This is a genomic window from Pseudomonas mercuritolerans (assembly GCF_025706525.1).
GTDB classification, from domain to species: Bacteria; Pseudomonadota; Gammaproteobacteria; order Pseudomonadales; family Pseudomonadaceae; genus Aquipseudomonas; species Aquipseudomonas mercuritolerans.
In genome coordinates this window covers 47,360-66,633 of record NZ_JAMSHA010000007.1, presented here as the reverse complement: position 1 = coordinate 66,633, position 19,274 = coordinate 47,360, and the positions used below count along the sequence as shown (strand labels likewise).

Below are 19,274 nucleotides of genomic sequence, written 5' to 3'. Positions count from 1 at the left end.
ACGGCACCCGCGCTCATCGCTGATGAACGCGGGCGTGGTTCAGGCGGGTTGGCTCGAGCGAGTCAGCGGCAGATTCAGCCAGCGCCGGCCGGTGGCATTGCTGACCGCGTTGCCGAGAGCCGCAGCCATTGGCCCTTGGACGATTTCGGCAGCACCGAGGAAGGGTTCGCCCGGTTGATCAAGCAGGTGCACATCGACTTTTTTCGGCAATTGCGTAAAGCGCAGAATTGGATAACCGCTCCAGTCATAGCTGCGAATGCCGCCGGCGTCGTAGGCGACTTTTTCGTAGAGCGTCCAGCTGGCCGACTGGACGATGCCGCCCTCGACCTGATTGCGCAGGCCATCTGGGCTGACAATCTGGCCGACATCGACCGCCGTCACCACATGATCGACACGGATCTCGCCAGTTTGCGGATGCACCCGCAATTTCACCGCAAGGGCGCAGTAACCCATGATGTTTTTGTAGCGGGCGAAGGCAAAACCGGTCCCCGCGCCGGGTTCGCTGCTCTTGTGGGGCCAGCCGATTTCGTCACGCACGCGCTCGATCACAGCACGGGCACGTGGGTCGCGCAGATGCGCCAGACGCAACGCCAGCGGATCGAGCCCGGCCTTGATCGCCAACTCATCGATACCCGCCTCGATGGCGAAGATGTTGATGTGCGCACCCAGCGAGCGCATGGCCGAAGTGCGGAACGGCATGGTGGTGACGAAATTCATGTTGATCCGCGTCGCGCCCAGCTCGTACAGCGGCACCGCGTTGCGATCGCCATCACCTTCGGGCTGGGCGATCGGCACCGAAGGCGCCGAGGTGAAGGGTTTTGCCAACAGGCGTGCCGGCAGCAGGCGACCAGCGTTGACGATGCGTTCGTTGTGCGGGGTGGTCCACAGCTCGTAGTTCCAGTCCTGCAAACGGCCCTGACTGAGGCCGGCATCGACTTCGGTGACCATCGCCGAACTGTACGGCTCCCAGAGATTTTCCTGCTCGCGCATCCATTGCAACCTGACCGGCGTGCCCGGCAGGCGCATGGCGATCAGCGCGGCATCGGCGGCGGCATCATCGGCGCCGTTGTGGCCGTAACAGCCTGAGCCTTCGGTATGAATGCAGCGCACGCGTTCCGGCGGCAGACGCAGCATCTCGGCGATACCGGCGCGCAGCGGATAGACGCCCTGGGTGTGGGTCCACACTGTGAGCACGCCATCGTTGAACCAGGCCACCGCACAGGACGGGCCGATCGAACCGTGCATCAAGTATTGCTTGGTGACCCGCGCCTTGAAGCGCGTTTCGGTCGCGCCCCCGGGATTGCCGTTGTTGCTGATCGGATAGCGCTTGGAGGGCAATTGCTTGAGCAAATCGTGAATCCCGGCGGCTTCGGGAATCGCCTCGCCGCCACTCCACTTGGCACTCTCAATGCCGCTGCGCATGGCCTTGATCGCTTGCCACTCATCACGGGCGACCACGGCCAGATAGTTACCGTCGCGGATCACTTTGACCACGCCGTTCAACGCCTCGATGGATGCTGCATCGAACACTTGTAACGTGCAGCCGGGACGCGGCGGGCGAATCACGCGCGCGTGCAGCATGCCCGGCAGGCGCATGTCCTGGACAAATGCCGCGCCGCCGCTGACCTTGGCCGTAATGTCCAGGCGCGGCAGGTTGTGCCCGATCAGTTTGAAATCGGCCGCCGCCATCGCCGGTGATTGCGCCTTGGCGTACTGGTGGACATCGACATGCTTGACCGCGTCGGCATATGCCATGCGCTGACCATTCGGCCCTTCGATGATGCCGTCGCGAGTGCTCAGTTGCGCAGCATCGACTTGCCAACTGCGCGCGGCGGCATCGACGAGCATTTCTCGCACCTGGGCGGCCGCGTTGTACAGCGCGGTGCCGCTGTCGAAAATGCTGTGGCTGCCGGCGGTGTAGCCTTCATTCGGCGTCAGCGCGGTGTCGGCGGTGAGCACGTTGATTGCGCTGGCCGGCACCTGCAAACGCTCAGCGGCAATTTGCAGCAACGCGGTTTTCACTCCAGTGCCCAGTTCGACTTTGCCGGTGTACACGGTGATGCCGTCGGCGCCGATGCGAATCCACGCGTCCAGGTATGGGTTGGTGCGCAAACTGCCGGGCAGGTCGGGCGCCAGCACCACAGTGCCGAGGGTGTCGACTTCGGTGTCGGCCAAGGCACGCCGCGCTACCGGCATCAGCGTGAAAGCCATGAGCAGCGCGCCGCCACGCAGGAAGGCCCGGCGGCTGGGGTTCAAGCCGTTTGCTTCGCTCATGTCCGGCTCCCGTTATGCCCGGCCACCTGTTTGATCGCCTCGATGATGCGCAAGTGCGTGCCGCAACGGCACAGATTGCCGGCCATGTGTTCGCGGATGGTTTGTTCGTCCGGGTGCGGGTCACGTTCGAGTAACGTTTGCGCGCGCATCAGCATGCCGGCGATGCAGTAACCGCATTGCGCGGCCTGCTTGTCGATGAATGCCGCTTGCAACGGGCCGGGTTTGTCTGCGCTGCCGAGGCTTTCCACGGTGCGGATTTTTTTCCCTTCAAGGCCTGCGCACGGCGTGAGGCAGGCGAACACCGGTTGGTCGTCGACGATCACCGTGCACGCGCCGCACTGGCCCAGGCCGCAGCCGTACTTGGCACCGTTGAGGTTCAAGTGATTGCGCAGCGCGTACAGCAGCGGCATGTCCGGTTCCAGCTCCAGCGATTGGGCGGCTCCATTGACGGTGAGAGTGATCTGGCTCATTTCGTCTCCTGACGTAACGCTTCAATAGTGGAAGAGAGGTCGGCCCATGGCTGCTCGGGGCGGGCTTGCTCGCGCAGATACGCGGCGAGGGCGCCGAGCTGGGCGTTGTCGAGGCTGGCGGCGAACGGCGGCATCACCGGGCCAGGGGCGCCGGGAAGGGCGGGCACGCCTTCGAGCACGGTCTTGAGAAAGTTGCGCGAGCTGGCCGCTTGCAGCGCCGAAGTGCCTTGCAGGCCTGGGCGGCCGTCGATTTCGCGCATCGGCGCGGCGGGTGCGTGACATCCGGCGCAGGCGCTGCTGAAGAGCAGGGCGCCGCTGCTGTGATCCGCTGGACTGCTCGGCGGCTTTTGCGCGGTAGTTTCGCTCACCGCGTGCGGGTTTTGCAGGCTCAGCAGGTAGTCGGCAATTGCCTCGGCTTCGCTGGCCGGCAAGCGCGCCAGACTCAGGCTGACCGGGCGCATCGGGCCGGCGGGTGTGCCATGACCATCGACCACGTCAGCGCGCAGGTAGCCGACCAATTGCTCGCGATTCCATGGATTGGCGCGTTGGCCGAGGCCGACCAGTGTCGGCGCTTCCCAGCCATCGACGCTGCCGCCCTGAAGGTATTGCGAGGATTTCTCCGCGCCGATCAGGTTCAGCGGCGAATGGCAGCCGGCGCAGTGGCCCGGGCCGTCGACCAGATAGCGTCCGCGATTCCATGCCGCGCTGTGTTCGGCCAGCGGCGTCAGTGGCTCGCCATGCAGAAACAGCAGATTCCAGAACGACACCAGCGGGCGGATGTTCATCGGGAAGTTCATCTGGTTCTGCCGCGCCGGGGCGTGTACGGCGGGGCCGCTCATCAAGTAGGCGTAAGCGTCGGCGATGTCTGCTGCACTCATGCGTCGGTAGTGCACGTAAGGAAACGCCGGGTAGAGAAAGTGGCCGTCGCGGGCAATGCCTTCGCGCATCGCCCGCTCGAAGGCCGGCAATGACCACTCGCCGATGCCGGTCTGCGCATCCGGGGTGATGTTGGTGCTGTACAGCGTGCCGAACGGCGTCACCAGCGGCAGCCCGCCGGCCAGGTATTCGCCGCCGGGGCGGGTATGGCACACCGCGCAGTCACCGGCCTCGACCACCCTTGCGCCGCGTTGCAACTGCGCAGTATCGAATGGCGTCGGCCGTTTGATTGGTGCGATCGCCGGGCGCCACATCAGCGCGACGGCGACGATCAGGCCGAGCACCGCGAGCACGCCGACGCTGATCCACAGGGTTCTGGATTTGAGCAAATGGCTGTTCATGGTCGGCAGAAAAACGCGGCGGACAGTGGCAGGACGAGTGCAGTGCGGGTCATGGAAACGCTCCTTGTAGCAGCCGGGGAAGGGCGCCGATGCGGACGTCAGCGCCAGGGCCAAAGCGTAGAGAAGACCCTTGCAGCGGAGAATCACCGGCCCGCGCAACAGCGCGTTGCGCCGCAAGCAACGTTGCGCGCCACGCATCAGTGCGTTGCCAGTGGCACGCATTCTCGCCCCCGCCGGCTGACCGTAGCCTTGGCACAACTTTCCCGAACTCAACGAGGTGTCACCATGCTTACGGGCAACCCTGCCGTTGCGGCCCCGGCCGAACAGCCTGCTTCACTCTCCGGCCTGATGGTCGCGTTTCTGGCCTTCTGCTGCGGCGCGGTCGTCGCCAACCTGTATTACGCGCAGCCCATCGTCGAACTGATCGCGCCGCAGATCGGCCTGTCCAGCGCCAATGCCAGCCTGATCGTGTCGCTGACCCAGTTCGGTTACGCGCTGGGCTTGTTGCTGCTGGTGCCGCTGGCCGACCTGATGGAGAACCGCCGTCTGGTGGTCGGCTTCACCCTCGCTGCCAGCGTGACGCTGCTGTGTGCTGGCCTGACTCATTCGCCGTCGCTGTTTCTGCTGCTCTCTTTGCTGATCGGCCTGACCTCGGTGGCGGTGCAGATTCTCGTGCCACTGGCCGCGCATTTGGCGCCGGAAGCCAGCCGGGGGCGCGTGGTCGGCAATATCATGAGCGGCCTGCTCTTGGGGATTCTGCTGTCGCGGCCGCTGTCGAGTCTGTTGGTTGAAGTGTTCGGCTGGCGCGGGGTGTTTTACAGCGCGGCGGCACTGATGGCGGTGATCGCGCTGATTACCGCTGTGGCATTGCCGCGCCGGGTGCCGACGCACAAAGCCACTTATGTCGCCTTGATCGGTTCGGTGTTTGCCCTGGCCCGGCGCTTTCCTGTGTTGCGCCAGCGTTCGCTGTATCAGGGTTTGCTGTTCGCCAGTTTCAGCCTGTTCTGGACCCTCGCGCCAATTGAGCTGATGCGTCACCACGGTTTCAGCCAGGCGCAGGTGGCGATCTTCGCTCTGGTCGGCGCGGTGGGTGCGATTGCCGCGCCGATTGCCGGGCGTCTCGCCGATGCCGGGCACGGTCGTCGCGGTACCTTGGTGGCGTTGCTGCTGGCGCCGCTGTCACTGTTGATCGCCGCGCTGCCGGGCAGTGGTTACGTGTGGCTGGTGGTCTGTGCGGTGCTGCTGGATTTTGCCGTGCAGCTGAACATGGTCCTCGGCCAGCGTGAGGTCTACGCCCTCGACCCGCACAGCCGCGCACGCCTGAATGCGGTGTACATGACCAGCATCTTCGTCGGCGGCGCGCTCGGTTCACTGGTCGCCAGCCCGCTGTACGAACACTTCGGCTGGAACCTCTCGGCCGTTGCCGTGGCGGTTTTGCCGGCGTTGGCGCTGGCGTTGTTCCTCGGGCGCAAGGCTGAGCACAGCCGAATCATGTAGGAGTGAGCCTGCTCGCGATGGCGGAGTGTCAGTCGATAAATGGCTGCCTGGCCGAATGCATTCGCGAGCAGGCTCGCTCCCACAGGGGGCGGTGTGATTTCCCGATTTTTTCAGGAGCAGATGAATATGCATTTTGCAGAGAGCGCCCTGAAGCACGACGATACAAGACGTGTGGCGGGCGCTGATGCACAATCAGCGGCGTTCCCTCACCACCGGACCCCGCTTATGGACAAGTTGCTGGCACTGAAGATGTTTGTTGAAACCGTGCGCTGCGGAGGCTATTCCTCGGCGGCGCGCAAGCTTGGGATTTCGACGTCTTCGGTGACACGGCAAGTGGCCGGGCTGGAAAACGAGTTGGGCGCCAGCCTGCTCAATCGCACCACGCGCAATACCAGCGTCACCGTCGCCGGCCAGACCTATTTCGAGAAGGCCGTGGCGATTCTCGATGCCATCGACGAAGCCGATGCGGTGGTCGCCGATCGTGGCAGTGATGCCCAGGGTCGCTTGCGTATCAGCGTGCCGGTGGAGTTTGGCCGGCGACTGATTGCGCCGCACCTGAGTCGCCTGCTTGAACGCCATCCCGGGCTGGAGATCAGTCTGTCGCTGAGCGATCAGGTCAGCGATTTGCTCAGCGAGCAGATCGACGTTTCAGTGCGGCTCGGCTCGACGGTGGTCAGCGAGGACATCGTCAGCAAACGCGTCGGCCACTTTCAGCGTTGGATTGTCGCCAGCCCGGATTATCTGGCGCGCAGCGGCGTGCTGGAGCATCCGCGGGATCTGCTTGAGCATCAATGCCTGCGCTTCGACTACGGCGGCAGCCATCATCACTGGACCTTTCAGGGCGACGAAGAGCCGATTCAGCTCAACGTCCAGGGCCGCCTGCAAAGCAACAACGCCGACATTCTTCGCGAAGCGGCGATTGGCGGTGGCGGTGTGGCGCTGCTGGCCGACTGGCTGGTGCGCGACGACGTCACCGCCGGGCGCCTGACGCGCTTGCTTGAGCACTATGAAGTCAACCCCGGCAGCGCCAGCAGTTGCATCAACGCGCTGTACCTGCCCAACCACCGTGGATCGAGCCGGATCAACGTGTTCATCGATTTTCTCGTGGAAATCCTCAAACCCGCCGCATAGCGCTGCACACTCTGTTGCTGCAGCCGCTGCACACTGCTTGTATGCTTGCGCCCCGGAACACGTGGCCGCCGTGAGTGCCGACGTTCGAATGATGGCTGGAATGGATACCGGACTTCCTTAAGGTACTGACGTGAAGCGTGATACTCGCCTTGTAATGCTCCTGCTGCTGGTGATCGGCTGTTCCCTGACTTCGCTGACGATCTGGAAAGTCTGGTCTTCGCGTGAGCGTGCACTGGCCGAGGTCGATGTGCATGGCCTGAACCTGACCCAGGCGCTCAACACCTACACCGAAGGCATCGTCCGGCAAAGCTCGCTGCTCTTGCTCGGGCTGGTCGAACGTCTGGAAACGGAGGGCGACGGCCCGGCGCAGACTCAGCGCATCCAGAGCCTGATCGACCGCCAGCAGCCGCTGATGCCACAGCTCAGCGGCATCACCATTTATGACCGGCACGGGCATTGGCTGATGTCCTCCAACCGGCCGATTCCCGAGGGCGCCAACAGCAGCGACCGCGCCTATTTCATCCACCACCGTGACAGCCCGAGCCGCGAGCCGTTCATTGGCCCGCCGATCCAGAGCCGTGCCAATCACGAATGGGTGGTGACCATCAGTCGGCGCTTCAACGACGATGGCGGGCAGTTCGCTGGCGTGGTAGCGGTGACGCTGGGGGTGGAGAACTTCCTGCGGGTGTTCGGCAAACTCGACGTTGGCCAGGACGGCGCGATCGGTCTGTCTTACACCGATGGCACGCTGTTGGTGCGCTACCCGTTCCGCGAGCAGGACATGGGCCGCAATTTTTCCAGTTCGCCGATCTACGCCAAATACCTCGTCGACCGTTCGGTTGGCACTGCTTCGTACACCTCCAGCCTCGACGGCGTCGAACGTCTGTACGCGTTCCGCAAAAGCGAAACGCTGCCGCTGATCACCACCGTGGCCCTGGGCAAGGATGAAGCGCTAGCGGCGTGGCGTATCGAAGCGGCGCTGTCGGCGGTGGTAGTGACCGGACTGCTCGGGCTGACCGGGCTGATCGGCTGGTTCCTGATCCTTGATATCCGCCGCCGGACTGAGGCTGAAGAGGCGTTGCGCGATGCCCAGCAGCAGTTGCTTGCGTCCAATCGGCAACTGGAATTACTGGCGCTGAAAGATGCGCTGACCGGCCTGGCCAACCGCCGCTGCTTCGATGAAACCCTGGCGGTGGAAGCGCGGCGGGCGCAGCGTGACGGCACCACGCTGGCCTTGCTGATGATCGATATCGACCACTTCAAATTGTTCAACGATGCCTTGGGCCACGTTGCTGGCGATGCCTGCCTGCAAGCGGTCAGCAAGATTCTTGAAGGCTGCGTGCGACGCCCCTCGGATCTGGTCGCACGCTACGGTGGCGAGGAAATTGCGGTGATCATGCCGGCCACCGACAGCGCCGGGGCGACGGTGGTGGCGCAGTTGATGCTTGAGCGTTTGCAGCAGGCGAACATCGCCCACCCGGGCAGTCCGTTTGCTCGGATTACGGTGAGTATCGGTATGGCGGTGGGGACGGGCGCTCTGCTGGATTCGCTGCCGGCGTTGATCCAGACCGCCGATCAGGCGCTGTACCGCGCGAAAGCGGCGGGGCGCAACGGGATGGCCGGGCAGGCCTGAGGCGCACTAGAAAGCTTCGCCGGTATCCAGTTTCGCCAACAGCATTTGTCCACGTTGCCACAGTGCATCCTGCTTGGCCAACGGCATGCGGTCGAGGTTCTTGTACATCATGCCCATGCGCTGATTGCCGCGCAGGATGTCGCCGTGGCGCACGAGGAAATGCCAGTACAACGCATTGAACGGGCAGGCATCGTCCGCGCTGCTTTCCTTGACCTTGTAGGCGCAGTCGCCGCAGTAATCCGACATCCGATTGATGTACTGGCCGCTGGCGCAGTAAGGCTTGGAGCCGAGATAACCGCCGTCGGCGTGCATGACCATGCCAAGGGTGTTGGGCAGTTCGACCCAGTCGAAGGCGTCCATGTAGATCGCCAGATACCACTCACAGATTTCCTTCGGCGCAATCCCGGCGAGCAAGGCAAAGTTGCCGGTGACCATCAGCCGCTGGATGTGGTGCGCGTAGGCATGTTGCAGGCTTTGGCCGATGGCCTGGCGCATGCAGTTCATCTGCGTTTCACCCGTCCAGTAGAACTCCGGCAGCGGGCGCGTGTTGCCAAACACGTTGCCCTCGGCGTAATCCGGCATCTTCAGCCAGTACACACCGCGCACGTATTCACGCCAGCCGATCAGTTGCCGAATGAAGCCTTCGGCCGCGTTGAGGCCGATGCTCCCCGACCAGTACGCCGCCTCGACATCGCTGCACAGCTGGCGCAAATCGAGCAGGCCGATGTTCAGCGCCGCGCTGATCCGCGCGTGAAACAGGAACGGTTCGTCGCTGGCCATGGCGTCCTGGTAATCACCGAAGCCGGCCAGCGCGTAGTCGAGAAAGTATTGCCACAGGGCCTGGGCATCGGCGTGGGTCACCGGGTAATTGAAGTCATCCAGCGTGCCGTAATGGCTGGCGAAGCGCTCGCCGACCAATACCAGCACCTCTTGGGTGATTGCGTCATTGGCGAAACGCGCCGGGTAGGGCGGTTTGGCGTGTTTGGGCAGCGCCTTGCGATTCTCCGCATCGAAATTCCACGCACCGCCGACCGGCGTGCCGTCGCCATTGAGCAGCAGCCGACTCTTGCGCCGCATCTCGCGGTAGAAGAACTCCATGCGCAGCTGCTTCTTGCCGCTGGCCCAATTGGAAAACTCTTCGCGGGAGCAGAGGAAACGGCGGTCTGAATGCCAGTGCACGGGCAAGCCCGAATCTTTGATTGACTGCTCAAGGCGCCAGTCGCCGCATTCGGTGATGTGGATCTCGTCGGCACCAGTGAGGGTTTGCCAGCGCTGTAGTTCGCCGGGAATTGAGCCGCGGTTGTCCGGGTCGTCGAGGCTGACGTACTGGACGCGGAAGCCTTTATCGCGCAACGCCTCGGCAAAGTGGCGCATGGCGCTGAAGATCAGAGCGATTTTTTGCGGATGATGAGCGACGTGGGTCGCTTCCTCCATGACCTCGACCATCAGCAGCAGGTCGTGCTGGGGATCGAGTGGCTGCAGGGAGGCCAGGTCGAATGACAGCTGGTCGCCGAGGATCAGGAGCAAGCGGTGGGCAGGGGGCATGGAGCGAAATCCGGTGAGCGATTCGAACTCCAATAGTTATACAGATTGTTTGCTATGTATAGGTTTTAGCGGCCACTGACATCCTGTAGTGGGAGCGAGCCTGCTCGCGAAAGCGTCCTGTCAGTCAATACAAGTGCTGACTGACACGCCGCCTTCGCGAGCAGGCTCGCTCCCACAGGGATTTGTATTGTGTGCTTATGCGGGGTAGGTCGGATAATCGATATAACCCTCGGCACCGCCGCCATACACCGTCGCCGGATTCAACTGATTCAACGGCCAGTCATTGGCCATCCGCGCCGGCAGGTCCGGGTTGGCCATGAACGGTCGGCCAAACGCAACGAGATCGGCCAGCCCCGACTCAAGCAATTGCGCGCCGGTTTTGGCGGTGTAGCGGCCGGCATAAATGATCGCGCCGCTGAACGTGTCGCGCACGGCCTGGCGAAAGGTCTGCGGCATCGCTGGCGCGTTGTCCCAGTCGGCTTCGGCGATCGACAGGTAGGCGATGCCGACGTCTTCAAGAATCTTGATCGCGGCAATGTAAGTTGTGTGCGGATCTTCCTCGACCAGGCCCAGGTACGTCCGCGCTTCATCGGTGGTAGTGAACAGCGGCGCAAACCGCACACCGACCTTGTCCTTGCCGATGCATTCGGCGACGCCGGCCACCACTTCGCGCAAAAAGCGCAAGCGATTGTCCAGCGAGCCGCCGTACTGGTCGGTGCGCAGGTTGCTGTGGGCGGAGATGAACTGGTTGACCAGATAACCGTTGGCGCAATGCAGTTCGATGCCGTCGAAACCCGCATCCATCGCGTTGCGCGCGGCCTGGATGTACAGCTGAATCAGTTCCTGCACTTCATCGGTGCTCAACGCGCGCGGAGCGGACGGCGGCACCAGTTCACCGACACCGGGCGCGGTTTCGATGAACACACTGACGCGGTCCGTGGCGACCGCAGAGGCCGACACCGGCGCATCACCATTAGGCTGCAACGCCGTGTGCGAGACCCGACCGACGTGCCAGAGCTGGGCGAAGATCACGCCATCCACCGCGTGCACCGCCTCTGTGACTTTGCGCCAACTGGCGATCTGCTCCGGCGTGTGAATGCCCGGCGTCCACGCATAACCCTGGCCGCGCGGTTCGATCTGCGTGCCTTCGGTGACCAGCAAACCGGCACCGGCGCGCTGTTGGTAATACTCGGCCATCAACTCGTTGGCGACATTGCCCGGTTGTGTGCTGCGCTGGCGGGTGAGAGGCGGCAGAACGATGCGGTTTTTCAGGGTGTGGGCGCCCAATTCGGCAGGCGTGAAGAAAGCGTTATTCATGGAGTCAGCCTTTGAATCTGATTAGACCAGTCGACTACTGACTGGGCAAAAAAACAACGCCGGGCTGTACGCACGCGGCGTTGATCGGGTTGGAGCGAGGGATTCAGCCGAGCATCTTCAACAGCTTTTCGGCAACGGCGGCAGAGCTGGCCGGGTTCTGGCCGGTGACCAGTTGACCGTCAGCCACCACATGCACCTGCCAGTCGGCAACTTTCGAATAGCGCCCGCCAAGACGCTGGAACTCGTCTTCGATGAGGAACGGCACCACGTCAGTCAGGCCGACCGCCGCTTCTTCGGCATTGGTGAAGCCGGTGACATCACGACCCTTGACGATTGGCTGGCCGTCAGCGCGCACCACATGACGCAACACGCCAGGTGCGTGGCAGACAAAACCGTGAGGTTTGTTGGCGCGGTCGAAGGCTTCGATCAGCGCGATCGAGGCCTTGTCTTCGGCCAGATCCCACAGCGGGCCGTGGCCACCTGGGTAGAACACTGCGTCGAAATCTTCGGCCTTCACGTCAGCCAAACGGCCAGTGGTGGCCAGTGCTTGTTGTGCGGCCGGATCAGCGCGGAAGCGATCGGTTTCGGCAGTCTGCGCGCTTGGCTCATCGCTTTTCGGATCGAGCGGAGGCTGGCCGCCGGCAGGCGATACCAGGGTGACGTCGGCGCCGGCGTCCTTGAAGGCAAAGTAGGGCGCGGCGAACTCTTCCAGCCAGAAGCCGGTTTTCTTGCCGGTGTTGCCGAGTTGATCGTGGGAAGTCAGAACCATCAAGATTTTCATAGAGCACCCTTGGGTTGGTCTGGCATCGGCAGAAGGCGAGGGATTCGCTTGTTGTCGGTGCCGCATGAATTTGTGTGTCGGGGCGCAGCATAGTTTCCAATTAGACCAGTCGTCTAGTAATTTTTTCAGAAAATGTTTTTGCCCGTCGGTTATGGCAAACTCCCGGTCCTGAAAACTATACGACTGGTCTATTGTCTGGAATTTTGCGCACCATGAAGCCGACCTTTGACGACACCCGCCAACACTTGCTCGACACCGGCCACCGGATGATGGCCGAGAAGGGCTTCACCAGCGTCGGCCTCAACGAGATCCTGCAGACCGCCGGCGTGCCCAAGGGCTCGTTCTATCACTACTTCAAATCCAAGGAGTTGTACGGCCAGGCGCTGCTCGAGGATTACTTCGTCGACTACCTCGCGGACATGGAGCGCCGCCTGACATTGCCTGGGCTGTCTGCCTTCGAGCGTTTGATGGATTACTGGCAGGGCTGGCAGAACCGCTGCACCCTCGAAGGCCACGGCGATGAATGCCTGGTGGTGAAACTCAGCGCCGAAGTCGCCGACCTGTCCGAATCGATGCGCCTGACCTTGCGCGACGGCGCCGAACGCATCGTCGCACGCATCACCGAATGCATCGAACAAGGCCAGACCGACAAAAGCCTGCCGGAGGGCGATGCGCGCAAGTTGGCGGAGACGCTGTATCAGCTCTGGCTCGGCGCCAGCCTGCTGAACAAATTGCAGCGCACCGGACAGTCGCTGGAAACCTCGATGGCGATGACCCGGCAGTTGTTGCGAGTCTGAGCCTCGCCGCAGGTCCCTTGTAGGAGTGAGCCTGCTCGCGAAGAGCGCGGCACATTCAACATCTTCATTGCCTGACCCAACGCCTTCGCGAGCAGGCTCGCTCCCACAGGTTTTCGCGCCGTGTGCCAAATCCCGGCAGCACACAAAACTCAATGTGGGAGCGAGCCTGCTCGCGAAGACGGCGGCACATTCAACATCTTCATTGCCTGACCCAACGCATTCGCGAGCAAGCTCGCTCCCACAGGTTTTCGCGGCGTGTGCCAAATCCCGGCGACATGCAAATCCAGTGTGGGAGCGAGCTTGCTCGCGAAGAGGGCGGCACATTCAACATCTTCATTGCCTGACCCAACGCCTTCGCGAGCAAGCTCGCTCCCACAGGTTTTCGCGGCGTGTGCCAAATCCCGGCGACACGCAAAATCCAGTGTGGGAGCGAGCCTGCTCGCGAAGGCGGCGGGACATTCAACATCTTCATTGCCTGACCCAATGCATTCGCGAGCAAGCTCGCTCCCACAGGTTTTCGCGGCGAATGCAAAAAACCGGCAACACACAAAACCCGATGTAGGAGCGAGCCTGCTCGCGATGGCGGCGGCACATTCAACATCTTCATTGCCTGACCCAATGCATTCGCGAGCAAGCTCGCTCCCACAGGTTTTCGCGGCGAATGCAAAAACCCGGCAACACACAAAACTCAGTGTGGGAGCGAGCTTGCTCGCGAAGAGGGCGGCACATTCAACATCTTCATTGCCTGACCCAATGCATTCGCGAGCAGGCTCGCTCCCACAGGTTTTCACGGCGAATGCAAAAACCCCGGCAACACGCAAAACCCAGTGTGGGAGCGAGCCTGCTCGCGAAGACGGCGGCACATTCAACATCTTCATTGCCTGACCCAACGCATTCGCGAGCAGGCTCGCTCCCACAGGTTTTCGCGCCGTGTGCCAAATCCCGGCAGCACACAAAACTCAATGTGGGAGCGAGCCTGCTCGCGAAGACGGCGGCACATTCAACATCTTCATTGCCTGACCCAACGCCTTCGCGAGCAAGCTCGCTCCCACAGGTTTTCACGGCGTGTGCCAAATCCCGGCGACATGCAAATCCAGTGTGGGAGCGAGCCTGCTCGCGAAGGCGGCGGCACATTCAACATCTTCATTGCCTGACCCAACGCCTTCGCGAGCAAGCTCGCTCCCACAGGTTTTCGCGGCGTGTGCCAAATCCCGGCGACATGCAAAATCCAGTGTGGGAGCGAGCTTGCTCGCGAAGAGGGCGGCACATTCAACATCTTCATTGCCTGACCCAACGCCTTCGCGAGCAAGCTCGCTCCCACAGGTTTTCGCGGCGTGTGCCAAATCCCGGCGACACGCAAAATCCAGTGTGGGAGCGAGCCTGCTCGCGATGGCGGCGGCACATTCAACATCTTCATTGCCTGACCCAATGCATTCGCGAGCAGGCTCGCTCCCACAGGAGATCTGTGTTGATTGGTGGGATTGGAGATCAGCAGGCCACTCAACATTCAGTCAGGGGATTTTTCCTCTTCAGGCAGTTGGGCAAACCACTGCGCGTACGGCGTGTTGCTCACCTTGAAGCGGTTGAAATCCGGGCTGCCGTCATCCCACCACACCGGCCCGCGTTCACCCAGCGCGACTTTGGCGTCGTTGACGCGAGCTCTCGCCGACTTCAACGCCTGTGCATCCTCCGCACGCTTCGCCTCTTTGACCGCACGCCGCGCTGACATGAGTTCGGCTACAAACGCCTCACGCTCGGCGGCTGGCAGCGCTGGATTGCTGCAACGCCACAGCTGTTGCCTGACCACAAAATAGCGGCCATCGGGGGTGGTGGGGTACATGGACGATATCCTGCGTGATCCAGTCTCAGACCGGGTAGGACAACTCGCCGATGAGTTTATCCAGCGTAATCGGATAATCGCGCACCCGCACGCCGCAAGCGTTATAGATCGCGTTGGCGATGGCAGCCGCCGCGCCGCTGATACCCAGCTCACCGACGCCTTTGGCCTTCAGCGGGGTGGCATACGGGTCGACTTCATCGAGAAATACTACTTCCTGATGGGCAATGTCGGCGTGCACCGGCACCTCGTATCCGGCCAGATCGTGATTGACGAAAAAGCCGATTCGATGATCCACCGCCAGCTCTTCCATCAATGCCGCGCCGGCGCCCATGGTCATGCCGCCGATGATCTGGCTGCGCGCAGTTTTCGGGTTGAGGATGCGCCCGGCGGCGCACACGGCCAGTTGCCGACGCAGGCGAATTTCGCCGGTCGCCGCATTGACCGCGACCTCGGCGAAATGCGCGCCGAAAGTCTGCTGGGCGAAGCGCTGGGCAAGGTCACCGTATTCCATGCGGTCCTCGCCCGTCAGCTCGCCATTGGCTGCGGCCTGGGCCAAGGCAACCTGCTGCGAGCCTGCGCGAATTTGCCCGTCGACAAACTCGGCTTGCTGCGGGTCAATCCCGACGGCGCGAGCGGCGGCCTCACGCAGTTTCACGCACGCGGCATACACGCCGGCAGTGGAGGAGGCCGCGCCCCACTGGCCGCCGGAGCCCGACGATTCCGGAAACCGCGAATCGCCCAAGTGCACCACGACACGGTCCAGCGGCACGCCCATCATTTCGGCGGCCGTCTGGGCAATGACGGTGTAACTGCCGGTGCCGATGTCGGTCATGTCGGTTTCTACCGTGATGATGCCCCGGCGATCAAGCCGCACCCGCGCTGCCGAAGCGGTGGTCGGTGCGCCGCGAATCGCCGAGGCCAGACCGATGCCGATCAGCCAGCCGCCCTCGCGTCGCTGACCGGGTTGAAGGTTGCGCTGCTGCCAGCCAAAGCGCTCGGCACCCGTGTTCAGACACCCCACGAGTTGCCGTTTGGAAAACGGCCGCGACGGCTGCTCCGGATCGACCTGCGAGTCGTTGAGGATGCGCAGTTGCAGCGGATCCATCTGCAGCTTTTCGGCAAGTTCATCCATGGCGATTTCCAGCGCCATCATCCCCGGCGCCTCACCCGGCGCGCGCATCGCCGAACCCTCAGCGAGATCGAGCACGGCCAGGTTCAAACGAGTCATGCGATTGGCCCCGGCATAAAGCAATCGCGTTGACGCGGTAGCCGCTTCGGTGCGTCCGCCGCGCAGATTGCCCGACCAGCTCTCGTGGCCGATCGCCGTGATCACGCCGTCACGGTTGGCACCGATGCGCAGGCGCTGAAGCGTCGCCGGACGATGGGTCAGGTTGTTGAACATCAGCGGCCGCGGCAGCGCGACTTTCACCGGCCGCCCGGCATGTCGAGCGGCCAGGGATGCCAACACTGCGTCGCAAAGAATCGTGCCCTTACCGCCGAAGCCACCGCCGATATACGGGGAGATCAGGCGCACATCTTCCTTGGCGATGCCGAGGGTTTTCGCCAGATCGCGCACGCCCCAGTTGATCTGTTGGATCGATGTCCACAAGGTCAACTGCGTGCCACTCCAGCGGGCAATGGTTGCGTGCGGTTCCATCATCGCGTGGGCCTGGTCAGGCGTGCTGTAGTGCTGATCGATTTGCACTGGCGCAGCGTTGAAGGCGCCTTCGAAGTCACCGACGCTGGTCTGCGGCGGCGGGCCGAAGCCGGCCGGTGGCGGTGGGGTTGCGGAGTCTTTCGCAGCCGCCAGATCGAATGAACCCGCTTCGGCCACGTAGCGGATGTCGAGCAAGCCGGCGGCCGCGCGCGCCTGTTCAAAGGTGTCCGCGACGACAATCGCTACGGCCTGGTGATAGTGATCGACCTGCGGCCCGGCCAAGGCCCTGGCTACGTAAAACTCGCCTTTGGCCAATGGCCCGGCGTTTTCGTAAGTGACGATGGCGATTACCCCGGACGCCTCCCGCGCTTGCGTCGAATCGATCGAGGCAATGCGCCCCTTGCCGATCCCGGCGCCGACGATATAGCCATAGGCGGCGTCCGGCACCGCTGCGTTTTGCTCGTAGGCGTAGGGGGCGGTGCCGGTGGTTTTCAGCTTGCCGTCGATGCGGTCGGCAGGTTGGCCGATGACGTTCAGCTGGTCGATCGGATTGGAGCCGGCCGGGGTGTCGAATTTCATCTGCAAATTCCTTTCAGACAGGCTGGCGGCGCCCACGTAGCGCGGCGCAGCCATCGATTGACGTCGGATCTCTACGAGCCTAGGCCATCGACGCGCTGCTGATAATGCGCGGTTTCAGGATGGAGTGATGAATCCCGCTCACAAATCCTGATCAACATGACAAATAAGAATACGTTTCAATTACTAATGCGACCGTATACCATGCGCGGCGTTTTCATTGGCGGTTTTGCCCTTCGTTCTGGCCTATTCGTAAAGGTTTTCACCTCATGCGTCGAACTCTGCTTTCCATTTGTGTGCTGCAGGCGTTGTCTTCTTCCTCGTGGGCTGAGTCAGCCGAACCGACTTCTTCAACGCTTGAGCTGGAAGCCACCGACGTGGTCGGCACAGCGGATTACGAACGGGCAGACGGCCCGGTGCAGGGCTATCGCGCGACGCGTTCGGCCAGCGCCACGCGCACCGACACTTCGATTCATGAAACCCCGCAGTCAATCAGCGTGGTGACCAAGGACGCCGTCGAAGACCTCGGCGCGACGCGTTTGCAGGATGCGCTGGATTACGCCGGCGGCGTTGGTCGGGCGAACAACTTCGGTGGGCAGGGCCTGACCACCTTCACCGTGCGCGGTTTCACCACGGGTGAGTTCTACCGCAACGGTTTCCCGATCAACCGTGGCTACCCGAACATGCCCGACGCCAATACCATCGAGCGTCTGGAAGTGCTGCGCGGTCCGGCGACCATGCTCTATGGCCGTGGCGATCCTGGCGGTACCTTCAACGTGGTGTCAAAACAGCCGTTGCCCGAGCGCACCGTCACCTTGGGCAGCCAGCTGAATGACCAAGGCATGCAGCGCGGCACCCTCGACGCATCCGGGCCGCTGGATGAAGAAGGGCGTCTGGCCTATCGCTTGAATGTGGTGGGCGAGGGCGGTGACACCTTCCGCGATCATGTCGAGACCGAGCGCTACGGCATCACGCCGGTGCTGACCTGGCAGGCCACCGACGCGACCAAGCTGATTTTCGAAGGCGATTTCATGCGCAACAACGCGCCGCTTGATCGTGGCGTGACGCGCTACCCGGCGCAGATCGGCACCGCCTCGCGCGATACCTTCTTTGGCGAGAAGGACGTCGGCAAGCTGCACAACGACAACAACATGGCGCAACTGCGTTTCGAACACATGCTCAACGACGACTGGACCCTGGGCGGTGGATTCCAGTGGCTCGACGGCTCGCTCAAGGGCGATGCGATCGAGGCCAACGGCATTGCCGCCGACGGCCGCACGCTGGGGCGCAACTTCAACTACCGCAAGCTGGAATGGACCGACAAGGACACCCAGCTCAACCTCACCGGGCATTTCGACACTGGCGGTCTGCAGCACACCTTGCTCACCGGCATCGAGTATGAAGATTACGATTACAAGTCGATCATCCAGCGCTCCAGCGGCGCGGTCAGTGCCTACCCGATCGACATCTTCAACCCGGTCTACGGCCAGCCACGCCCGGCGCTGACCCGCACACCGACTCACGACAAGGAAAACCTCAAGACCTACGCCGCGTTCGTGCAGGATCAGGTCGCCCTGACCGACAAGCTCAAAGTCCTGGCCGGCGCGCGTTTCGAGCGCTTCGAGCACGATTACGAAACCTACGTGCCCGGCGGCAGGAGCTGGCAGGCCAGCGACAACGCCGTCACCCCGCGTATCGGCATCACCTACGATTTGACCGATACCCTGGCGGTCTACGCCAACACCGCGCGCTCGTTCAAGCCTAACACCGGCGCCAGTCGCGAAGGCGGCGGCTTCGCCCCGGAGAAAGGCAAGTCCTACGAGATGGGCGTGAAGTGGGAAGCGCTGGATCAGCAGCTGAGCGTCGACGCGGCGATCTACCAGATCGAAAAACGCAACGTGCTGACCACCGACCCGGTGGATTCGACCTTCAGCGTCGCCGCCGGTGAAGTACGCAGCCGTGGTTTCGACGTCAATGTCACCGGCAATCTCACCCCCGAGTGGCGAGTGGTCGGCGGTTACGCTTACGTTGACGCCGAGGTGACCAAGGACAACACGCTGCGCTCCGGCACGCGCCTGCTGAACATCCCGAAGAACAGCTTCAGCCTGCTCAACATGTACGAGTTCCAGGACGGCACGCTCAAAGGTCTTGGCCTTGGCACTGGCCTGAAATACGTCGACGAGCGCGCCGGGCAGACGTCCAACACCGCGTTTTCCATGGGCAGTTACACCGTGGTCGACCTGCTGAGCTTCTACAAGATCAACGACAAGGTGCGGCTCAATCTCGATGTGAAAAACATCTTCGATCGTGACTACGAAGAAGGCGCCTTCGGCAACGTCTACGCCTACCCGGGCGCGCCGCGAACCGTGCAGGTGGGGATTTCCTACACGCTGTAAATTGCCGCAGCGGTTGCCGCCGCCCCATGCTGGCCTGAGAGTGGCATGTCGAAATCAGACATCGGCATGCCGCACTCAGGCTA

13 protein-coding genes are annotated in these 19,274 nt (G+C 62.6%); 5 read left to right on the top strand and 8 right to left on the bottom strand.

What is annotated here, in order from left to right; translation table 11 throughout:
- Nucleotides 1–39 precede the first annotated feature (39 nt).
- The 3 genes from ND528_RS20040 to ND528_RS20030 are packed head-to-tail and all read right to left on the bottom strand — an operon-like array spanning nt 40 to nt 4,243.
- Complete coding sequence (locus ND528_RS20040) at nt 40–2,274, bottom strand: xanthine dehydrogenase family protein molybdopterin-binding subunit (protein ID WP_263471019.1); 2,235 nt, start codon at nt 2,272–2,274, stop codon at nt 40–42.
- Nucleotides 2,271–2,744, bottom strand: coding sequence for a (2Fe-2S)-binding protein (locus tag ND528_RS20035; RefSeq protein WP_263471018.1), 474 nt, complete (start codon nt 2,742–2,744; stop codon nt 2,271–2,273). Before ND528_RS20035 ends, ND528_RS20040 begins: the two co-directional genes overlap by 4 nt.
- Complete coding sequence (locus tag ND528_RS20030; RefSeq protein ID WP_408005046.1) at nt 2,741–4,243, bottom strand: c-type cytochrome; 1,503 nt, start codon at nt 4,241–4,243, stop codon at nt 2,741–2,743. Before ND528_RS20030 ends, ND528_RS20035 begins: the two co-directional genes overlap by 4 nt.
- 63 nt (nt 4,244–4,306) lie before the next feature.
- Here ND528_RS20030 and ND528_RS20025 point away from each other — a divergent pair, with 63 nt between their 5' ends.
- The 3 genes from ND528_RS20025 (at nt 4,307) to ND528_RS20015 (ending at nt 8,282) form a co-directional block, all read left to right on the top strand.
- Nucleotides 4,307–5,518 (top strand): MFS transporter, encoded by a 1,212-nt coding sequence (locus ND528_RS20025; RefSeq protein WP_263471017.1) that lies wholly within the window; start codon nt 4,307–4,309, stop codon nt 5,516–5,518.
- A 225-nt stretch (nt 5,519–5,743) separates the two neighbouring features.
- Nucleotides 5,744–6,649, top strand: a complete 906-nt coding sequence (locus tag ND528_RS20020) for a LysR family transcriptional regulator (protein ID WP_122692536.1) — start codon at nt 5,744–5,746, stop codon at nt 6,647–6,649.
- Between the two features lie 130 nt (nt 6,650–6,779).
- The gene (locus ND528_RS20015; protein WP_263471016.1) at nt 6,780–8,282 is read left to right on the top strand and encodes a sensor domain-containing diguanylate cyclase; all 1,503 of its coding nucleotides are present in this window, start codon (nt 6,780–6,782) and stop codon (nt 8,280–8,282) included.
- A 6-nt stretch (nt 8,283–8,288) separates the two neighbouring features.
- On the opposite strand, the gene ND528_RS20010 is transcribed toward ND528_RS20015, so the two are convergent.
- The 3 genes from ND528_RS20010 to ND528_RS20000 all read right to left on the bottom strand — a co-directional run bounded on the left by ND528_RS20010 (nt 8,289) and on the right by ND528_RS20000 (nt 11,925).
- Nucleotides 8,289–9,827, bottom strand: coding sequence for a cryptochrome/photolyase family protein (locus tag ND528_RS20010; protein WP_263471015.1), 1,539 nt, complete (start codon nt 9,825–9,827; stop codon nt 8,289–8,291).
- Between the two features lie 195 nt (nt 9,828–10,022).
- Nucleotides 10,023–11,144 (bottom strand): alkene reductase, encoded by a 1,122-nt coding sequence (locus ND528_RS20005; protein ID WP_263471014.1) that lies wholly within the window; start codon nt 11,142–11,144, stop codon nt 10,023–10,025.
- 103 nt (nt 11,145–11,247) lie between these two features.
- Nucleotides 11,248–11,925, bottom strand: a complete 678-nt coding sequence (locus ND528_RS20000; protein ID WP_073476243.1) for a type 1 glutamine amidotransferase domain-containing protein — start codon at nt 11,923–11,925, stop codon at nt 11,248–11,250.
- A 212-nt stretch (nt 11,926–12,137) separates the two neighbouring features.
- Here ND528_RS20000 and ND528_RS19995 point away from each other — a divergent pair, with 212 nt between their 5' ends.
- Nucleotides 12,138–12,722 (top strand): TetR/AcrR family transcriptional regulator, encoded by a 585-nt coding sequence (locus ND528_RS19995; RefSeq protein WP_212616369.1) that lies wholly within the window; start codon nt 12,138–12,140, stop codon nt 12,720–12,722.
- A 1,507-nt stretch (nt 12,723–14,229) separates the two neighbouring features.
- Here the strand turns inward: ND528_RS19995 and ND528_RS19990 are convergent.
- Both ND528_RS19990 and paoC read right to left on the bottom strand, forming a co-directional pair.
- Nucleotides 14,230–14,562: a hypothetical protein gene (locus ND528_RS19990; RefSeq protein WP_212616368.1), complete on the bottom strand. Its 333-nt coding sequence runs from the start codon at nt 14,560–14,562 to the stop codon at nt 14,230–14,232.
- Nucleotides 14,563–14,587: 25 nt separating this feature from the next.
- Nucleotides 14,588–16,798 carry an aldehyde oxidoreductase molybdenum-binding subunit PaoC gene (paoC, locus tag ND528_RS19985; RefSeq protein ID WP_263471013.1) on the bottom strand — a complete coding sequence of 737 codons (2,211 nt, stop codon included), beginning with the start codon at nt 16,796–16,798 and terminating at the stop codon, nt 14,588–14,590.
- Nucleotides 16,799–17,064: 266 nt separating this feature from the next.
- Here paoC and ND528_RS19980 point away from each other — a divergent pair, with 266 nt between their 5' ends.
- Nucleotides 17,065–19,191 carry a TonB-dependent siderophore receptor gene (locus ND528_RS19980; protein ID WP_263471012.1) on the top strand — a complete coding sequence of 709 codons (2,127 nt, stop codon included), beginning with the start codon at nt 17,065–17,067 and terminating at the stop codon, nt 19,189–19,191.
- The last annotated feature ends 83 nt before the right edge of the window (nt 19,192–19,274 follow it).